Origin of the sequence: Natrinema gari JCM 14663 (assembly GCF_000337175.1) — an archaeon.
GTDB lineage: Archaea > Halobacteriota > Halobacteria > Halobacteriales > Natrialbaceae > Natrinema > Natrinema gari.
In genome coordinates, this window is the sequence record NZ_AOIJ01000053.1 from 1 (window position 1) to 17,835 (window position 17,835).

17 protein-coding genes and 1 tRNA gene are annotated in these 17,835 nt (G+C 66.3%); 8 read left to right on the forward strand and 10 right to left on the reverse strand.

The genetic code is table 11. The annotated features are described in order from the left end of the window. Positions 1-280: 280 nt before the first annotated feature. Positions 281-1,147, reverse strand: a complete 867-nt coding sequence (locus C486_RS11910) for a sulfurtransferase (RefSeq protein ID WP_008456436.1) — start codon at positions 1,145-1,147, stop codon at positions 281-283. Between the two features lie 279 nt (positions 1,148-1,426). Here C486_RS11910 and C486_RS11915 point away from each other — a divergent pair, with 279 nt between their 5' ends. Beyond that, entirely contained in the window at positions 1,427-2,236 is an 810-nt protein-coding gene (locus tag C486_RS11915; protein ID WP_008456438.1) for a sulfurtransferase, read from the forward strand. Positions 2,237-2,303: 67 nt separating this feature from the next. On the opposite strand, the gene C486_RS11920 is transcribed toward C486_RS11915, so the two are convergent. Beyond that, positions 2,304-2,525, reverse strand: a complete 222-nt coding sequence (locus C486_RS11920) for a type II toxin-antitoxin system HicB family antitoxin (protein WP_008456440.1) — start codon at positions 2,523-2,525, stop codon at positions 2,304-2,306. A gap of 176 nt (positions 2,526-2,701) precedes the next feature. Here C486_RS11920 and C486_RS11925 point away from each other — a divergent pair, with 176 nt between their 5' ends. Beyond that, the gene (locus C486_RS11925) at positions 2,702-4,096 is read left to right on the forward strand and encodes a signal recognition particle protein Srp54 (protein WP_008456442.1); all 1,395 of its coding nucleotides are present in this window, start codon (positions 2,702-2,704) and stop codon (positions 4,094-4,096) included. 159 nt (positions 4,097-4,255) lie between these two features. Then, positions 4,256-5,266: a hypothetical protein gene (locus C486_RS11930; RefSeq protein ID WP_008456445.1), complete on the forward strand. Its 1,011-nt coding sequence runs from the start codon at positions 4,256-4,258 to the stop codon at positions 5,264-5,266. A 4-nt stretch (positions 5,267-5,270) separates the two neighbouring features. On the opposite strand, the gene C486_RS11935 is transcribed toward C486_RS11930, so the two are convergent. From C486_RS11935 to C486_RS11945, 3 genes are all read right to left on the reverse strand, one after another. Then, on the reverse strand, positions 5,271-6,206 hold the full coding sequence (locus C486_RS11935) for a CBS domain-containing protein (protein WP_008456447.1): 936 nt from the start codon (positions 6,204-6,206) through the stop codon (positions 5,271-5,273). Positions 6,207-6,303: 97 nt separating this feature from the next. Further along, a complete protein-coding gene (locus tag C486_RS11940) occupies positions 6,304-6,717 on the reverse strand; it encodes an RNA-binding domain-containing protein (protein ID WP_008456448.1) in 414 nt (137 codons plus the stop codon). Continuing rightward, entirely contained in the window at positions 6,714-7,298 is a 585-nt protein-coding gene (locus C486_RS11945) for an AAA family ATPase (RefSeq protein WP_008456450.1), read from the reverse strand. Before C486_RS11945 ends, C486_RS11940 begins: the two co-directional genes overlap by 4 nt. 794 nt (positions 7,299-8,092) lie before the next feature. Between C486_RS11945 and C486_RS11955 the strand changes: the two genes are divergently transcribed. The 5 genes from C486_RS11955 (at position 8,093) to C486_RS11975 (ending at position 13,554) form a co-directional block, all read left to right on the forward strand. Next, positions 8,093-8,167, forward strand: a tRNA-Arg gene (locus C486_RS11955). A gap of 202 nt (positions 8,168-8,369) precedes the next feature. Beyond that, positions 8,370-11,492, forward strand: coding sequence for a thermonuclease family protein (locus C486_RS11960; RefSeq protein WP_008456451.1), 3,123 nt, complete (start codon positions 8,370-8,372; stop codon positions 11,490-11,492). A gap of 134 nt (positions 11,493-11,626) precedes the next feature. Continuing rightward, positions 11,627-12,235: an NAD(P)/FAD-dependent oxidoreductase gene (locus C486_RS11965; RefSeq protein WP_008456453.1), complete on the forward strand. Its 609-nt coding sequence runs from the start codon at positions 11,627-11,629 to the stop codon at positions 12,233-12,235. 48 nt (positions 12,236-12,283) lie between these two features. Further along, positions 12,284-12,907 carry a VOC family protein gene (locus C486_RS11970; RefSeq protein ID WP_008456456.1) on the forward strand — a complete coding sequence of 208 codons (624 nt, stop codon included), beginning with the start codon at positions 12,284-12,286 and terminating at the stop codon, positions 12,905-12,907. Further along, a complete protein-coding gene (locus tag C486_RS11975; RefSeq protein ID WP_008456458.1) occupies positions 12,904-13,554 on the forward strand; it encodes an alpha/beta hydrolase in 651 nt (216 codons plus the stop codon). The genes C486_RS11970 and C486_RS11975 overlap by 4 nt, the downstream gene beginning before the upstream one ends. Positions 13,555-13,592: 38 nt before the next feature. On the opposite strand, the gene C486_RS11980 is transcribed toward C486_RS11975, so the two are convergent. The 5 genes from C486_RS11980 to C486_RS11995 form a co-directional block, all read right to left on the reverse strand. Then, positions 13,593-14,009: a universal stress protein gene (locus C486_RS11980; protein ID WP_049888047.1), complete on the reverse strand. Its 417-nt coding sequence runs from the start codon at positions 14,007-14,009 to the stop codon at positions 13,593-13,595. Between the two features lie 168 nt (positions 14,010-14,177). Beyond that, entirely contained in the window at positions 14,178-15,272 is a 1,095-nt protein-coding gene (locus C486_RS11985; protein ID WP_008456462.1) for an aminopeptidase, read from the reverse strand. 84 nt (positions 15,273-15,356) lie between these two features. Next, complete coding sequence (locus tag C486_RS11990; RefSeq protein WP_008456464.1) at positions 15,357-16,460, reverse strand: hypothetical protein; 1,104 nt, start codon at positions 16,458-16,460, stop codon at positions 15,357-15,359. A gap of 165 nt (positions 16,461-16,625) precedes the next feature. Further along, the gene (locus C486_RS21700) at positions 16,626-16,772 is read right to left on the reverse strand and encodes a DUF7859 family protein (protein WP_008456466.1); all 147 of its coding nucleotides are present in this window, start codon (positions 16,770-16,772) and stop codon (positions 16,626-16,628) included. A gap of 389 nt (positions 16,773-17,161) precedes the next feature. After that, positions 17,162-17,737: a metallophosphoesterase gene (locus C486_RS11995; RefSeq protein ID WP_008456468.1), complete on the reverse strand. Its 576-nt coding sequence runs from the start codon at positions 17,735-17,737 to the stop codon at positions 17,162-17,164. Positions 17,738-17,835: the final 98 nt, after the last annotated feature.

Sequence of the window (17,835 nt, forward strand, 5' to 3'; positions counted from 1 at the left end):
GAGATGTGTATAAGAGACAGGCCTCGAACCACATCCACGAGGCGTAGCCGTTCGGACGGACGGCCCCTCTCGGCGTCGGTCCGGCGGCTGGTCGGAGTCGAGAGTGTGGGCCGACAGCGCTTGTCGAGTCGCTCAGTCGCTCGGAAAATCGGTCTCGCTCGGAGAAGTGCGGCGTTCGGTCAGAAGAGCGCGCGACGCCCGCGAGCGACTACGCTTGCTCGCGGGTCACTGTGTTCCCGCTCGCGTAGTCACCCAGCTTCGTCCTGCCCAGGCGCTCGCGTTAGTCGTCGGCGCTGCCAGTCTCGATCGGTGCACTGACGAGATTGCCCCACTCGGTCCAGGACCCGTCGTAGTTGACGGCGTCCTCGTAGCCGAGCAGTTCGTGGAGCGCGAACCACGCGACCGAGGAGCGCTCGCCGATGCGGCAGTAGGCGACGGTCGTCTCGTCGCCGGTGATGCCCTCCTCGGCGTAGAGGTCCTCGAGTTCCGCGCGGTCCTTGAACGTGCCGTCGGCGTTGGTCACGGCCGCCCAGGAGATGTTCTTCGCGCCGGGGATGTGGCCGCCGCGCTGGGCGGTCTCTTGCAGGCCGGAGGGCGCGAGGATCTCGCCGGAGAACTCCTCGGGCGAGCGAACGTCGACCAGCGGGACGCCACGCTCGATCGCGTTTTCGACGTCCTCTCGGTAGGCGCGGATGCTCTCGCGCGGCCCGGCGGCGTCGTACTCGGTCGCCGAGAAGTCGGGCTCTTCGTCCGTGGTCGGATAGTCGTTCTCGAGCCAGTATTCGCGGCCGCCGTCGAGCAGGTACACCTCGTCGTGACCGTAGTATTTGAACTGCCAGTAGGTGTAGGCGGCGAACCAGTTTGAGTTGTCACCGTAGAGGACGACCGTATCGTCCTCGCTGATGCCGTGGCTGCCGAGGAGGTCCTCGAAGTCCGCCTTCTCGAGGATGTCGCGCTGTGTCTGGTCCTGCAGTTGGGTTTCCCAGTTGAATCCGATCGCGCCGGGCGCGTGTTCGTCTTCGTAGGCTTCCGTGTCGACGTCGACTTCGACCAGTCGGTGGTCGGAATCGTCGTCCTGGAAGTCGTCAAGTCGGTCAGCGACCCAGTCGGCCGTGACGAGTACGTCGTTGGCGTAGTCGGTTGCCATACCCGTCCCTACAATGGCATCACACAAATGAACTTCTTAACCGGACAAATCGGACACCGGTCGACCCTGCCGGAAAGAATTGCCGATTCGATCGGAGCCGATCGTAATAGCCGTTCGTACAGCGACTGTATTCGACGCAGTCGCGACGAATCGGCGATCCGTCGAGCGAGACGGGGCGGGACCCCCACCAAGAATCAGCAAGCATTGCCACCGTCCCGGTAGCCGCGAATCCGGCCGAAACCGGTGCGTACTCGAGTCTCCGCTCCGAACGGCGGGGTAATGGACGACTCTGTCGTCGTGTCCCCCGACTGGCTCGCATCGCATCTGGACGATCCCGCCGTGCGCATCGTCGACGTCAGGGACGCCTGGGAATTCGACGGGATCGGGCACCTCCCCGGTGCGGTGAACGTCCCGTTCGACAGCTACCGCGACGAGAGCGACGTCGACCGCGGGACCCTGCCGGGTGCCGACGCCTTCGCCGACCTGCTCGGCAACGCGGGTCTCAGCCCTGACGACACGATCGTCGCCTACGACGACACCCACGGCGTCTTCGCCGCCCGGTTCGTGCTCACCGCGCTCGAGTACGGCCACGAGGACGTCCGCCTGCTCGATGGTGACTACAGCGCCTGGAACCGGGCGTACGAAACCACGTCCGAGACTACCGTCCTCGAGCCGACCGACTACGAGCCCGATCCGCTCGCGCCCGACGAAAGTCCGCTGGTCGGCTTCGACGCCGTCGCCGACGCCCTCGAGCGCGACGCCGTCGTCGTCGACACGCGCGAACGTGAGGAGTTCGAGGAGGCGCGTCTGCCGGGTGCCGTGCGGTTCGACTGGCGCGAGGTCGTCGACGACGAGACCCGCCGGTTGAAACCCGAGGCCGAACTCGAGGCCGTGCTGGCCGCACACGGCATCACGCCGGACTGCGAGATCGTCCTCTACTGCAACACCGCGCGGCGGATCAGTCACACCTACGTCGTGCTCACGGCGTTGGGGTACGAGGACGTCCGCTTCTACGAGGGCAGTCTCACCGAGTGGCTCGCCAACGACGGCGAGGTCGAAACCGGACCGGTGTCGGCGTCCGAGAAGTAACCGACGGACAGCGACCCGCTGTGTCTCCGACCGGAGTGTCGGGCTCGGACAGTCGCGTGGCTCGCGCCTAGAGCCAGTCGTCGTCGGACTCGTCCGATGTGGCTTCCCTGTAGGTCTCGACCGCCTCCGCGAGGTTCTCGAGGGCTTCTGCCGGCGTCTGTCCCTGACTCGAGACGCCGGTTGCCTCGTCGTCGGCGATGTGGAGGCCGTGGTCGTTGACTCGCATGGTCACGTCCGCGTCCTCGAGCCCCTCGTACTCCGAAGGGTCGACGTCTGCGTCGGAACTCATAGGCGAGGATTGGCGCGCTCGAGTCAAATACGCATCGACGCCGCCGCGCCCGCTCGATCGCCCGAGGACTACGAGGTCTCGGGGTGGCGACGGACACGGGCCGCCACCGATCGGGAGCCGCGGGAACGTGTACAGTAGAAAAAGCCTTTAACGCCATCGCCCCGTAGACTGGGCAAATGGTACTCGACGATCTCGGGAGTTCTCTGCGGGGCACCTTGGACAAGCTCCGCGGGAAGTCGCGACTCAGCGAGGAAGACATCGAGGAGATCGTCAAGGAGATCCAGCGATCGCTGCTCTCCGCCGACGTCGACGTCTCGCTCGTGATGGAGCTGTCGGACAACATCAAAGACCGGGCCCTCGAGGAGGAACCCCCCGCCGGCACGCCGGCGCGGGACTTCGTCCTCCGGATCGTCTACGAGGAGTTGGTCGATCTCATCGGTGACTCGACCGAACTGCCGCTCGAGGAACAGACGATCCTGCTGGCGGGCCTGCAAGGGTCGGGGAAGACGACCTCCGCCGCGAAGATGGCGTGGTGGTTCTCGACGAAGGGGTTGCGTCCGGCGGTCATCCAGACCGACACCTTCCGGCCCGGTGCCTACCAGCAGGCCGAGGAAATGGCCGGCCGCGCCGAGGTCGACTTCTACGGCAACCCGGACAACGACGATCCGGTCGAGATCGCCCGGAAAGGCCTCGAGGAGACCAGCGATGCCGACGTTCACATCGTGGACACGGCGGGTCGCCACGCGTTGGAGGAGGACCTGATCGACGAGATCGAGCAGATCGAGGGCGTCGTCGAGCCCGACACGTCCCTGCTCGTCTTGGACGCCGCGATCGGGCAGGGGGCGAAAGACCAGGCCCAGCAGTTCGACGAGTCGATCGGTATCGACGGCGTCGTCATCACGAAACTCGACGGGACGGCGAAAGGTGGCGGTGCGTTGACCGCCGTCGACCAGACCGACTCCTCGATCGCCTTCCTCGGGACCGGCGAGGAGGTCCAGGACATCGAGCGCTTCGAACCCGACGGCTTCATTTCGCGGCTGCTCGGCATGGGCGATCTCAGCCAGCTCGCCGAGCGCGTCGAGCGGGCGATGGAGGAGACCGATATCGAGGAGGACGACTGGGACCCCGAGGACATGTTGCAGGGCCAGTTCACCCTGAACGACATGCAAAAGCAGATGGAGGCGATGAACAACATGGGGCCGCTCGATCAGGTGATGGACATGATCCCCGGGCTCGGTGGCGGGATCAAAGATCAACTCCCCGACGACGCGATGGACGTCACTCAGGAGCGAATGCGAACCTTTACCGTCATCATGGACTCGATGACGGAGGCCGAAAAGGAGTACCCCAAGGCGATCGGCGCGAGTCAGATCGAGCGCATCGCCCGCGGTTCGGGGACCGACGAGGAACAGGTCCGGGAACTGCTCCAGCAGTACAAGATGATGGAGCGCACGATGAAGCAGTTCCAGGGCATGGGCTCCGAACAGGAGATGCAGCGCATGATGAAACAGATGCAACAGGGCGGCGGTGGCGGTGGCGGCGGCATGGGCGGCATGGGACCGTTCGGATAACGCCGCGGATCGCCGCAGCCACTCTGGTCCGGTCGGCCGACCGCTCTCGGGCGGCCGCTGCACCCGACCTCGTCGCTCGTTCTCCATTGGACCTATCTGTTCTGTTATCGTTCTCCCTGCCAGTACGTTCATACACCCCTAGACCCATTCTCGAGTCGGATGAACCGCCGACAGTATCTCGCACGAACCGGCACGGCCGGCGCTAGTGTCGGATTTCTCACCGGACTTGCGGGTTGTCTCGACGACCTGGGTGGGGCCGGCGACACGACCGACGACACGACTGACGCCGATGACGGCGCTGCCGACAGTCGCGCCGGCGTCCGCGCGCTCGACCGCGCCGCCGGCGATCTGAACACCGCCGCGCTGGCACTGGACGAACTCGACGATCTCGAGGACCCCAGCGCGGTCGAGTTCGATCCCTCGGAACCGCGGGCTCGGCTCGCCGACGGTCGGGACCACCTCGAAACGGCCGCGGCCGAACTGGGGGATGACCGTGCGGCCGACATCGACACGCTGCGGTCGTACGCCGACGCGCTCGAGGGGCTGGTCGCGGTCACTGTGACCGTCACCGACGAGGGGCTTTCCAAGGACGTCGATACCGTCACCACGGCGCTCGAAACGGAGCGCGGGATCGAGGAAGCGAGCACGACGGTCGGCGACCGTCACGCCGACATCGCCGCCGCCGGCGAGCGGTTGGCCGAGGTGGACGCGACGATTCAGGGGATCGACGCCGACAGGCTCGACGCGCTGGCCGACGTACCGCGGACCGATCTCGAGGAGGGAGCGACCGCCCTCGACGAGGTCGTGACGCCCCTCGAGACGCTGGCCGCGGCGTACGACACGACACTGGGCGACGCGGGATACGGCGCGCTCGACCGCGGTCGGGACCACCTGGACGAGGCGGCGTACGAGGATGCTCGGGACGAATTCTCGACCGCCGAATCGACGGTTTCGGACGCGCACCAGCGCCTCGAGAACGGAACGGCGGACGCGCCCGACGGACTCGTCGGCCACTTCGAGACGGCCACGTGTCAGACGGGCCATCTGACGGACGCGGCGGCGGCATTTGCCGACGCGGCGACCGCTTCGGCGGAGCGGGACCCGGCGGCGAGCGACCACCGGAGCGAGGCCGAAGCCGCCCTCGACCGGATCGGGGACTGTTCGGACTGACTCCCTACTGGGCCGGCGTCGCGTCGTCCTCGCGGACCGCCATCGGTGGGAGGTCGTCGACGAGAACCACCGCACTGCCGTCGAGAACGACGGTTCCGTCGCCGTCGGTCACGGTCGTCTCGATCCGGTACTTCGCGTGGCCGAGGTCCTCGACGATCTCGCACACGGCGGTCGCGTCCGCCCCGATCGAGAGCGGTGCGCGGAAGCTACTCTCCTGTGAGAGATAGATCGTCAGTCCCGGGAGCCGGGCGAGGGCCGCGCTGATCAGCCCGGTCGCGAGGACGCCGTGCACGATTCGCTCCCCGAAACGGGTCTCGGCCGCGTAGGCCGCGTCGAGATGCACCCGGTTCGTATCGCCCGTCACTTCCGCGAAGGCCTCGACCTCGGCGTCGGAGATCGTTTTCGAGAACCGGGCGATGTCGCCCACCGAGACGGTCGTCTCGTCCGCACCGTGGTATTCGAACGTCCAGTCGTCTCGCTCGTAGAGGGTGTCGGTCCGCACCCGCTGTCGAGGCGGCTGCTCGCGCGTGTCCGTGGCGCGGCGGACGAGCTGGGGCACGTAGTAGGAGAGTTCGATCGTCGTGACGATCCCCACCAGCTCGGTCGCGTCGTCGTCGCCCGAGACGACCGGTAAGTGTTCGATGTCCGTCGTGCGACACCGCTCGACGGCGTCGACGATCGAGGCGGTCGCTTCGATCGTCGTCAGCGGCGTCGACATGATCTCACGGAGCTCGAGCCCGCCGAGGTCCGTCCGGTCACAGAGGTGCGCGACGAAATCACCCTCGGTGACGATGCCGACCGGTTCGCCGTCCCGGACGACGACCACGGAACTGACGCCCTCGTCGCACACCAGCGTCGCCGCCTCGGTCGCTGTTGCGTCGGGCGAAGCGGTGACGACGTCCTCGAGCATGACCTCCGCGATGGGTATCGTGTCGTGCATTTGACGCCACTACGTGCGCGAGATATATCGTTCCTCGCCCCCGTCACGACTCGTGTCCCATTCGAGAGCCGCAATGATCGCAGTACGCGTCGGGTTTTCAGGCGTCGACCGGCCGCCCGTCTTCGGTCGGCGGTGCGATGTGATCGACGTACGCCTCGAGGCTGGGTTCCTCGACGCGGACTCGAACGGCGATCTCGCCGAGTTCGTCCGGTTTACCCACGGAGAAGTTGACGTACTCCTCGAAGGCCGCCTGCTTTTTGAGCGCAAACGAGAAGGTGTCGCCCTCGCGATTGGCGAAGAACTCGCCGCGGGCGGTATCGAGGATCTCCTGTCGGTGGAGCAACTCCGAGAAGTGATCGAGCGCGTGGGCCTCGGCCCTGATCTCGCCGAACTCCTCCTCGATGTCGGCGGTGGGAAAGACGTTGGCCACGGCGTCGAGCACGCGACTCGTGACCTCGGTATCATAGACCGGTGCCGTGATCTCGACGTCGACGCGGTAGATTTCGCTCATGGTTCCGATTCCGCTTCCGCTCGTTTCCGTCCGTCGGTTCCCGTCCGGATGACCGACCGGATCGCCTCGTGGAACGCTTCGAGCGAGTCGGTGTTCTCGACGACGACGTCCGCGCGGTCCATGGCCTCGTCCATCCCGAAGCCGCGTTCGCGCTCGTCGCGCGCCGCCAGTCCCTCGCCGCCGTCGCCCTCGCCCGCGTCCCGACCGCGCTCGTCGATCCGTTCGGCGCGGACCGCGAAGGGGGCCTCGATACTGACCAGCGTGAACGCGTCGCCGAACGCGTCCTCGAAGACATCGACCTCGACGCCGGAGCGGATCCCGTCGACCAGTACCGTCTCGTGTTGCTCGAGGCGGTCCTCGAGCATCGGCAGCGACCGCTCGGCGATCGCCGCCGGGCCGTCCTCCTCGCGCAGCGCCTGCGCGACCGTCCCGTGATCCTTCGCGGGATCGAGTCCGCGGTCGGCCGTTTCCTGGCGGACGACGTCGCCCATCGTCACCACCGGGATCCCGTCCTCGCGTGCGACGGTGGCGGCCTCTCCCTTGCCGCTCCCGGGGAGTCCCACCGTTCCGATGACGTGCATTGGCTCAACGTACCGGCGAGGCGTGCATAAACGCTGTGTTCGTCACACGGGGTAGACTGCACTGTCGTCCCATTCGCCGTTCGATCCTTCCCCGCTGTTTCCCTGCAACGGTTTTTACGTCATGGTCGATATTCGTTAGACAACACGGTGTCCGGACGGGAATGAACGACGGTATTGTGGTCGGGCTTAGCATCGCCGTTCCATTGCTGGTTATTCCAGCACGATCCGTCGTAGGGATCACGCCTTCGGACTATCACCTCCTCAATTGGTTTGGAATCACAACTCTCACACAGTGTCACGCCTTTGTCTCGCTGTCAGCCACTGTGACGACAGTGCTCGTCTCGGTCGGTCTCGGAGCGACAGTGCTTCTCCTCCACGATCTAGCTTTTCTTTTACTTCGTACAACGGACGAAGACTCCGTGACCGTTTCCGCGCCGTAAACGACGTTGCTTCCAGGCGATGGAGGGCGTTTTACCGTTGTGTCTGTGGGAAGATCACTGCTAGCCCGCTTTGGGAATCCCCAGTGTCTCGTCCTTATCCGTCCGCTATCGGTCCGGGTTCCCGTATCGAAACGACGCACGCGACGGTAGCAGTTCCGATCCGGAGGTCGAGTTCTAACGGCGGGCGATACCGGTCTCGATGGGAGCTGTCGTTTCAGGATGGAGCTCCGTTTCGGACGACACATCGGATCGCGTCGGGTACTGATTCTCGGTCGACCATGGCCGCGAGAAGACGGTCGATCGCGATCGGAAATCCCAACCGCTTATACCGTTCCGTCGTGGAGTCGGACTCGAGGGCACGTAGCTCAGTCCGGAAAGAGCGTCGGACTTCTAATCCGACGGTCGTGGGTTCAAATCCCATCGTGCCCGTTATCTGCGAACGACGTGACCAGTACGGTACCGGGAGTTCGAATCGGGGAAGAGTTTTGCTCCGACCGTGATTCAACTGTCTGTGGCACTCGTTCGAGCGTCTCCGAACGGTCAACCCCGGAGCCCCGTCTCGTGAAAATGCTACATACTTCGATATATTACTATTAGGAACACTCACGTACGAAAGAATACCAGCAGGAGCATGGTCTCGTTTCGAGCCAGCGGTGAGAGCGGTATCGATCGTCGAGCGTTCGTCTCGTTGCTCGGGACGACGACGGGTGCGTTCGCGCTGTCCCAGTCGTCCGACGCGTTCACGACTACTGACTCGGCCTCCGGCGACGGGCTCGAGTCCCTTTCGTTTTACTCGACGGCGTCACAGGTGAGCGCGACGTATGCGCCGCTCACCGACGCGGAACACGTCGTCGCGTGGGCGTCCGAGAACGCGTCCGTGACGAGGACGGACGACGGAACGGACGACGCCGACGTCGTCTCCTACGAGACTGCGCGCATCCCGCTGATCTCGCAGGACGGACGCGTGATGGGGATCGGCAGCGCCGGCTTTCTCAGTGACGAGCGCGGCGGCTTCACTGCCGGCAACGAGGAGTTCATCCTGAATGCCTGGGATCAACTGCTGGGGCCGGGGAGTACGGTGCTGTGGGACGAGAGCCACGACCAGTATTGGGACCTCTCGAGGCACGAGACCTTCCGGCGCTACGCCGACGATAACGGCTACGACCTCCGAGCGCTCGCGGCGTTCGACTCCGACGGGACGACGCTCGAATTCTATTCGACGGCGAGTCAGATCGCAGCCGATGGCGGCGTACTGACCGAGGCGCATCTGGCCGCGGACGACGATCTCGAGGTTCTGGCGTGGGCGGAGTCGACGGCGACGAACGGGGATCAAACCGGGTCCGACGCCGTCGAGTACGGCGACGACGAGCGGATTCCGCTGATCACCCGCGACGATCGGGTGGTCGGGTTCGGTGCGCCCCTCGTCGAGGACGATAGCGATCATGAGGAGAATCGGGCGTTCGTGCGGGGCGTCTGGGATGCGGTGATCGACGGCGAAACCGTCTACTGGGACGAGAGCCACGACCAGTACTACGATACCGACCGGTTCGAGACGTTCATCGCCGCCGCCGAGAGCGACGGCTACACCGTCACCGCCGCCGACGATCTACTGGCGGTTCTCGAGGGCGCGAGCGACGGCGCGGCCGACACGACGGCTCCCGACGCCGATGCAGTCGTGATCACGACGCCTGCAGCGGCGGTTACCGACGCCGAACTCGCGGCCCTCGAGTCGTTCGTCGCCGACGGCGGGACCGTCTTGCTCCACGACCAGTCCGATTACGACGGCCACGACGAAACGGGGGCCCTCAACGAGATCGCCAAGCGGCTCGACCTCGGGTTCAGATTCAACGCGGATCAGGTCGCCGACGACGCGTCGGGCCGGGACGAGCACGTGTTCACGACGGCGGCCGTCGACGAGACGTATCTCGCGGCCGAGTCGGGGTCGGTCGGGGTGGCGGACGCCGACGGACTCGTGATCACGACACCCCAGTCGGCGTTCGACGAGTCGGAGCTCGCGGTCCTCGAGTCGTTCGTCGCCGACGGGGGCGCGCTGTTCCTGTTCGATCAGTCGGACTTCGGCGGGAACGATCGAACGGGGACTCTGAACGAGATCGCCGAGCGACTCGATCTCGCCTTCCGGTTTAACGGGGGGCAGGTCGAAGACGAGGTCTGTAACGCCGGCCCGGCCTACGAGCCGGTCGCGACGGAGTTTTCGCCCGCGTTCGAGTACGCCGACGCACGGCCCGGGATCGGGATCGAGTTCGATCGCGACGGGGAGTACGACGGCCGGATCACTCGCGTGGTCGACGGTGACACCGTCGAGGTCGAATTCGACACCGAGTACGGCCACCGCGAAATCGTTCGCAACGTCGGCGTCGATACCCCGGAGACGCCGCCGACGGAGGCCAGCCCCAGGGAGTGGGTCGGCGTTCCCGACGATGCGACCGCTCACCTCCACGACTGGGGCGAGCGCGCGGCGGCGGTCGCCCTCGAGCGGCTGGCACCCGACGGCGCGGCGGTCGACGAGGGCGACCTCGAGGGTCGCCACGTCAAACTCACCTTCGACGAGGCGGAGCCGATACGCGGGCACTACGGGCGACTGCTGGGGTATCTCCACTACGATCCCGACGATTTCACGGCCGACTTCGATGCCGGCTCGTTCACCGTGAACTACAACCGGCGGCTCGTCGCGGACGGGTATGCTCGCGTCTACTCGTCGGGCTTTGCGGCCCACGACGAGTTCGCCGCGCTCGAGGAGGATGCCCTCGCAGCGGGCCGGGGCGTCTGGTCGGTAGCCGATGTCGACGCGCGCACCGCCATTCGCAACGAGCCCGTCGAGGACCTCTTCGTGCCGTCGGCCCGGAGCATTCGCAGCGCTCGGGGCCGGTCCGGCGGTCGTGTTCGGGACGAGCGGGTCGCCGTGTCGGCGTCCCCGAGCGCCGAGCAGCGCCTCGAGGGCGATGGCGTCGCGTACGACGACGACGTTCCGCTGGTCGGCGTCGACGAACGGCGGCGGGTCGCGCTCGTCGGCGGGCTGCTGATCGACGAACGCTACGAGGCGGACGAGGGCTTCGGCGCGGACACGAGCGGCTACGGCAATTTCCCGTTCCTGACGAACCTGATCGATTACCTCTCCGAGACCGACGGCGACGTGATACTCGCCGGCGGACAGGGCCAGTTCAACGCCGCGGGCTCGCTCTCCCTCGAGGACTGTAAGTACTACCGCCGGTACCTCGAGGGGGTCGACGAACGACTCCGCCAAATAAACGATCTCGAGCGGACGCTGCCCGACGAATCGGAGCCGCCGCGTGCCGTCTTGCTCTCCGCACCCGCGCACGAACTCCCGGTCGGCGACCGCCTCGCGTTGCGCGAGTATCGGAACGCGGGCGGCGCGGTCGTCTTGTTGGGCAGCGCGGCGGCCGACGCCGATCACACGCGACACCTGAATCGACTCGCCGCCCGGCTCGGGACGGCCCTCCGGTTCAACGCGGACCGGATCGTCGATACGGACCGGAACCTCGCAGACGATCCCGCGATCCTCGAGACGCGCGCGCTTAATAACTCCTTGCCGCTGTTTGACGCCTACGAGCCGTCGACCCGGACGGACGAGCCCGACGCGGCACCTGGAAACAGCGGTCACGCCGGAGGCCACCGCGGCAACGGGCCCGGCAATAGCGGCCATACAACGGGCCACGGCGGTAGCCCGCTGGGCAACAGCGGCCACGCACCCGGTCATCGCGGTAGCGGGAAATAGCGGGCCCACGCCCGGTCGGTCGGTGGGAGGCCGGGCCGCAGTCGGGGAGCACCGTGACCGGTAACACCAGTGTTACGAGGTTGTCCCGAGGTAGCTGCTGGATTGATACGACTCCAGCCCCATTGTGTACCTATATGAGCAACGAAGCGACCGGAGACGACGCGTCAGTGATAGTCATCGGCGGCGGCCCCGCAGGCCTGAGTGCGGCCCTCTTCACCGCGAAGAACGGCCTCGAGACGACGCTGTTCGACACCGATGAGACGTGGATGCACAAGGCACACCTGTTCAACTACCTCGGGATCGGGTCCGTCGGCGGCAGCGAGTTCATGGCGACGGCCCGCCAGCAGGTCGACGACTTCGGTGCCGACCGCCGACAGGGCGAGGCAGTGACCGCGGTCAGCGAGGCCGGCGACGGCTTCGCGGTCGAGACCGAGGACGGGGAGTACGAGGCCGACTTCGTGGTCCTCGCGACGGGCGCGAACCGCGACATCGCCGACGACCTCGGCGTCGACTTCGCCGACGACGGCACCGTCGATGTCGGCGTCGACATGGAGACTAGCCTCGCGGGCGTCTACGCGACCGGTGCGATGGTCCGCGCCGAAGAGTGGCAGGCCACGATCTCCGTCGGCGACGGGGCCGCCGCGGCGCTCAACATCCTGTCGACGGTCAAGGGCGAACACTACCACGACTTCGACGTTCCCGCCGACGCCGAGCGCGTCTTCGGCGACCACCTCGCGGAGTAGCCCGATCGAACCCATTTCGGAACCGATACGAGACCTAATTCAGCCACCATGTCCGACGACCACAGCACGCCAGTCACCGCCGAACTGCCAGACAGCCCCGTTCACACCACCGGAACCGATCACATCACCATCTGGGGGAGCAACGAGCAGGAGACCGTCGAGTTCTATCAGGACGTCCTCGGGATGCCGCTGGTGCTTCGCCAGCCGAACCTCGACGACCCCTCTCAGACCCACCTGTTCTTCGACACGGGCGACGGGCGGATCCTCACCTTCTTCGTCAGCGACGACCGCCCGTCGAACCAGCGAGGACAGCGCGGCGGCGTCGGTGCCGTCCACCACCTCTGTTTCAGCATCGATCCGGACGAGTACGAGGACACGATGCAGGCGCTGGAGGACGCCGGCCACCAGTACAACGTCTTCGATCGGGGCATCTTCCACTCGATCTACACCACGGACAACAACGGCCTCGTCATCGAACTCTCGGCCGACAAGTACGAGATTCCCGACGACCGCCGGGGCGACGTGCTGGCGATGGCACAGAAACGCCGCGAGGCAGACGGTGCCGAGTACGCCAAGGACGAACACCTCCGCGATGCGATCGACGCACTGGGTCTCGAGGTGATCGAATACGACCTTCCCGAAGCCAGTTCGGGCGTCGGTGGCGTCGAATGAGCGCGGACCGCGTCGACGGGCCGCATCAAAATCAGTCCCTCGTGACGGGCGGGACCGACCTCATGGACGCCGACGCGGCGCTCGTGTGCATCCACGGCCGCGGCGCGAGCGCCCGCGGGATGCTCCGGATAGCCGACGAGGTCCACCGCGAGGGCATCGCGGTTCTCGCCCCGCAGGCCGCGCGACAGACCTGGTACCCCGACTCGTTTCTGGCACCGGTCGAGCGCAACGAGCCCGGCCGCTCGTCGGGCCTGCAGGCCATCAGCGACGCGATCGAGACGGCCATCGACGACGGGATTCCGACCGATCGGGTCATGCTGCTCGGCTTCTCGCAGGGCGGCTGTCTCGCCAGCGAGTACGTTGCGCGCAACCCGCGGCGATACGGTGGGCTAGCCGCTCTCAGTGGCGGGCTCATCGGCGCGCAACTCGACGACGCGTATCCCGGCGCTCTCGAGGGGACGCCGGTCTTCCTCGGTTGTAGCGACGACGATCCCCACATTCCCGAACAGCGGATCCACGACACGGCCGCCGTGTTCGAGGCCATGAACGCCGACGTCACCGCACGGCTCTACGAGGGGCTGGGCCACGGCATCAACGAGGACGAACTGGCGGCCGTCGCCGACCTGATCGCGGCGCTGGTCGACTGAAATGCGGGACCGAGCCGCGGTCACCCTCGCGTGTCCGACTAGCGGATGACGGTAACCGGCATGGGGGCGCGCCGGACGATTTTCTCGGCGACGCTGCCGAGCAGGACGCGGGAGAGACCGGATCGGCCGTGGCTTCCGATGATGATGTGGTCGATGTCGTGGTCCTCGGCGAACGACACGATTTCGCGCGCGGGCTTCCCGACGGCGGTCTCGCTCCGAAACTCGATGTCGGGGTCGCCGACGATATCCGCGATCTCGTCGGGGAGTTCCTCGGAGACCGTCTCCTCTCGCTCCCGAAGCATCTCCTGGACCATATTGATCCCCGCCTCCGTGGACCCACCTGCGGCCTCGACGACGCGCAGCAGCACGATCTCCGCGTCCGGATACGTCGAAAACGCGTGTTCGACTGCCTTCTGTGCGGGCTTTGACCCATCGTACGCGACGAGTACTTCCATACGTCTGATAGCTCTTCCGGGAGTATAAACCCACTCGATGACACCGCCCGGGTCGCTCTCGCCGATGCCGGTCAGCATCCCCGATCGTGTACCTGTTATCGCCGGCCTCGATGACGGGTTCGTCCTGGGGTCCTACGCGGTGAGTGCCGCTATCCGCCCGCTCGGAACCTATTCTTCGAAGCCGTCTTCGAACCGGAACGTCCCGTTTCGCTGGATCACGTCGCCGTCGACTTCGATGAACGAGTCCTCGCTCATGTCGACGATCATGTCGACGTGGACCGCCGAATCGTTGGCCTCGTTGCCCTCGGCGACGGTATCGTCGTAGGCCCGACCGACGGCCATGTGGACGGTGTCGCCCATCTTCTCGTCGAAGAGCATGTTGTAGGTAAACCGATCGATGTCGCGGTTCATTCCGATGCCGAGTTCGCCCAGTCGGCGCGCGCCGTCGTCCGTGTTGAGCACTTCCGTGAGGACGCCCTCGTTTTTCGCCGCCGCGTGGTCGACTACTTCGCCGCCCTCGAACTCGAGGTAGACGTCCGTGATCTCCCGTCCCTGATGGTACAGCGGCATGTCGAACAGCACCTCGCCCTCGACGCTGTCGGGGTGGGGTGCGGTGAAGACCTCGCCACCGGGGAGGTTGTGCTTGCCGTGGTCGTTGATCGTCGGGTTGCCGTCGACGGACATCGTCACGTCGGTCGTGTCGCCGCTGACGATACGGATCTCCTCGGCGGGGTCCATGATCTCGACCATGTTCGCCTGGTGGTCGCGCTGTTCCGCCCAGTCCTTGTTGACGGCGTCCCAGACGAAGTTCTCGTAGCCCTCGGTGCTCATCTCCGCGAGTTGGGCGTTGGCCGGCGCGGGGTACTGCGTGAGACACCAGCGCTTGGAGAGCCGTTCCTCGAGAATGGGGCGATGGGCCTGCTGGTAGGCCGCGCTGATTTCGGGCTCGACGTCGCTGGTCTGGGTGACGTTGTCCGTCGCGCGAATGGCGATGTAGACGTCCGTGTTCTTGATCAGCGCGAGTTCGTGTTCGGGGGTCTCGAACTCGTCGTCGGACGAGCGGAGATACGCACGCTGCTGTCGTTTGCCGGTTCGCTGGCTCGTCGTGACCGGATTCGCTCCCAGGTCGCCGATCACTTCGTGAAGCGCAACGACCAGGTCCTCGGCGACCGGGTGGGCGTCGATGACGACGTTGTCACCTGCCTCAAGATCGACCGAGTGGTTGGCGATGATCTCTGCGTGTTCGCGGATTCGCGGGTCCATGTTCCAGTGTTGACGGGGGAGGGAAAAAACGGTTCGTGATGCGGATGCTATCGAGCCGGCGTTCGACGGACCCGCGTCCGAGTGTCAGTCAGCGGTCCATCCATCCGCGTCTCGCTCGGACGCTCCGGGGTCGCCGTTCGAGGGACCGCTGGTCGAGTTCTCGGCCCCTCCCACGACGTCCTCCCGGAAGAACGACACCGTCGCGGCCGTCAGGACGAGCGAGAGCGGGGCCGAAGCGAGCAATGCCAGCAGGACGGCCGCGCCGCCGCTGCTGACGAGCAGGGACAAAACCAGCGAGGCGACGGCCGCTGCGCCGAGGTGCCAGAGCCCGAAGCTGAGAACCGCGCCGCCGGCCATCGTGAGGCCCAGGGACCGGTGAAACGCCTCGAGAAACGGTGCGTCGGCGGCGACGAACAGGAACGGAACGGGATAGAAGACGTAGCTGAGTGCGACGATCACCGGGACCGCGAGCACGAGGAGGGCAGGTGCGAGCGCGAAAACCGGGAACGCCAGCAGAAACGCGCCGAACAGAACGAGGTTGTACAGAACGAACCGCGGCGCGTAGGTTGCGATGCACGAGCCGACGGCGGTCGGCTCACCGCGGAGCCGTCGGTCGAGTCCGCCGACGTACGCCGCCATGACGATCCCCGAGAGCACTGCGTATGCGGCGAGTGTGAGTGCGATCCAGCCCATCATCTCGGCCGTGAGGGCCTCGAGAGGGACATCGACGGCTTCGACTGGCGTTTCGATCGTCACGTCGGTGCCGCCGGAACCGGTGGTCCCGACGGGGGTCGTCGACCCGCCGGCTGGCGTCGTTTCCCCGGGCGCATCACCGAAGGCGGGAGCGCCGGACGGCTCCCCATACCGGGACCGCGTGGTCGCCGTGGCTGGGTCCGGGGGGTCGACCAACTGCCACAGGGTCACGAGCGGCGACGGGAAGGCGAATTCGAGGTTGAGCGAGAACCCTCGACCGGTGGACTCGAGCGCCCGTCGCACCTTTTCGAACTCGAGGAGCGCGGCGATCAGGGGAACCACGCCGAACAGCTGCAAGTCACCGAATCGGTCACTGACACGGGCGACGTGCCGCTGAAACGGGCGTGAACGTTCGTTATTTACCCCATCGTCCCCATCGGTTGTCGTCGATGGGTCGTCGTCGGGAGGGCGTTCCGGATCGGAAGCTGGAGCCATACGTCGCCGTACAAATGACGGGACACTGAATCTTTCTCTCGGCGATCGTCCCCGCTCGAGGACGGCGCTTGCCGGGTTGGCTCCCGTCGACGGACACTGCGGCGTATTGGACCGCCGTCATGGTCTTGGGTCGTCCCACTCGAGGCCGCGTTCGCCTGCCGACAGTCAGCTCTCGCCGCGCATCCCGTCGCGGAACTCGAGGACCGTCCGCCGGAGGAGGAGGTACGCGAAGAAGACCAACCCGAGCAGGATCAGGACGACCGCGATGATGACCGGGTCGTCGGGGAGGATGCCGATGATGGTATCCAGCATACGCCGCGGCTACACTGTCAGCGCGGTTAACCGTTTCGACCTCGTTCAGTTGTATCCGTCCGACGGGTCGGTAACTAAAACCCGTCTTTCAGCTTGGGCTACCTATAACGTCGGTCGGGTCGTAGCCCGACGTGTGCCTCGGTCGTCGGCCCTCACTCTCCCGAATCCGTTCCGGGGGCCGCTCTCGAGATCGAGGCCAGCTCCACACCCCCTTCGATCATCCCGGTGCCGATCACGGCGGCCCGCCCGCGACTTCGGTCCCGTCTGAGGGCCGGCACGACGGCGGGTCGCCGCCCCCCTGCTAGCGGTCCCCGTCGATTCACCGACGCCGGTCCCGCACCCGACCCCCCGCTGACGCTGTGGCGATCCACGGCAGACCGCGCTCCGGCTCACCGGTCTTCACGCTGCCCGTGTGACTCACTCCTGTCATCGTCCTCTGCAGGTGTCCCCGTCTCCCCCAAAATCCGGACCGTTTCGATGACCGTTCCGTCCGGGTCGCGGATCTCGCCGGCGAGGCCGCCGTCCGGTCGCTCCTCGAGCACGGCGAATCCCGGCCGATTCCCGCGCGGGTCGGCGTGGCTGCCGGGATTGAGCAACTGGACGGTGTCGCTCTCGACGACCGTCGGTCGATGGCTGTGGCCGAAAACGACCACGTCGGCCCCTCGCGAGCGTCCGAACATCGCGAGTCCCGTCTCGCCGCCGTCCCGTCGGTGCGTGACGGCGAATCGGACGCCGCCGGCCTCGACGACGCGCGCCGTCGGGAGGCGGTCGCGTACCACCCCGTTGTCGGCGTTCCCGTGGACCGCGTACAGTCGATCACACTCCGTCCGAAACGCCTCGAGCGCCGCCTCGGTCGTGAAGTCGCCGGCGTGGATGACGGTGTCGGCCTCCCGGGCCGCGGTCAGTGCGTCGCCCTCGAGTTCGTGGCCGCGGCTGCTGTGCGTGTCGGAGAAAATCGCGATCATGATCGGCCTTCGGCCGTCACTGACAGGTCCCTTTCGGATGCGGGCCGCGATGCGTCCGTGAGCGCGGGTCGGCGGAAAGGCGATCCGTTTCGGTCGGC

Bases quoted from the DNA above. Each gene is read 5' to 3' on its own strand.
- C486_RS11910 (WP_008456436.1), bottom strand. From the start codon at position 1,147: ATGGCAACCGACTACGCCAACGACGTACTCGTCACGGCCGACTGGGTC.
- C486_RS11915 (WP_008456438.1), top strand. From the start codon at position 1,427: ATGGACGACTCTGTCGTCGTGTCCCCCGACTGGCTCGCATCGCATCTG.
- C486_RS11920 (WP_008456440.1), bottom strand. From the start codon at position 2,525: ATGAGTTCCGACGCAGACGTCGACCCTTCGGAGTACGAGGGGCTCGAG.
- C486_RS11925 (WP_008456442.1), top strand. From the start codon at position 2,702: ATGGTACTCGACGATCTCGGGAGTTCTCTGCGGGGCACCTTGGACAAG.
- C486_RS11930 (WP_008456445.1), top strand. From the start codon at position 4,256: ATGAACCGCCGACAGTATCTCGCACGAACCGGCACGGCCGGCGCTAGT.
- C486_RS11935 (WP_008456447.1), bottom strand. From the start codon at position 6,206: ATGCACGACACGATACCCATCGCGGAGGTCATGCTCGAGGACGTCGTC.
- C486_RS11940 (WP_008456448.1), bottom strand. From the start codon at position 6,717: ATGAGCGAAATCTACCGCGTCGACGTCGAGATCACGGCACCGGTCTAT.
- C486_RS11945 (WP_008456450.1), bottom strand. From the start codon at position 7,298: ATGCACGTCATCGGAACGGTGGGACTCCCCGGGAGCGGCAAGGGAGAG.
- C486_RS11960 (WP_008456451.1), top strand. From the start codon at position 8,370: ATGGTCTCGTTTCGAGCCAGCGGTGAGAGCGGTATCGATCGTCGAGCG.
- C486_RS11965 (WP_008456453.1), top strand. From the start codon at position 11,627: ATGAGCAACGAAGCGACCGGAGACGACGCGTCAGTGATAGTCATCGGC.
- C486_RS11970 (WP_008456456.1), top strand. From the start codon at position 12,284: ATGTCCGACGACCACAGCACGCCAGTCACCGCCGAACTGCCAGACAGC.
- C486_RS11975 (WP_008456458.1), top strand. From the start codon at position 12,904: ATGAGCGCGGACCGCGTCGACGGGCCGCATCAAAATCAGTCCCTCGTG.
- C486_RS11980 (WP_049888047.1), bottom strand. From the start codon at position 14,009: ATGGAAGTACTCGTCGCGTACGATGGGTCAAAGCCCGCACAGAAGGCA.
- C486_RS11985 (WP_008456462.1), bottom strand. From the start codon at position 15,272: ATGGACCCGCGAATCCGCGAACACGCAGAGATCATCGCCAACCACTCG.
- C486_RS11990 (WP_008456464.1), bottom strand. From the start codon at position 16,460: ATGGCTCCAGCTTCCGATCCGGAACGCCCTCCCGACGACGACCCATCG.
- C486_RS21700 (WP_008456466.1), bottom strand. From the start codon at position 16,772: ATGCTGGATACCATCATCGGCATCCTCCCCGACGACCCGGTCATCATC.
- C486_RS11995 (WP_008456468.1), bottom strand. From the start codon at position 17,737: ATGATCGCGATTTTCTCCGACACGCACAGCAGCCGCGGCCACGAACTC.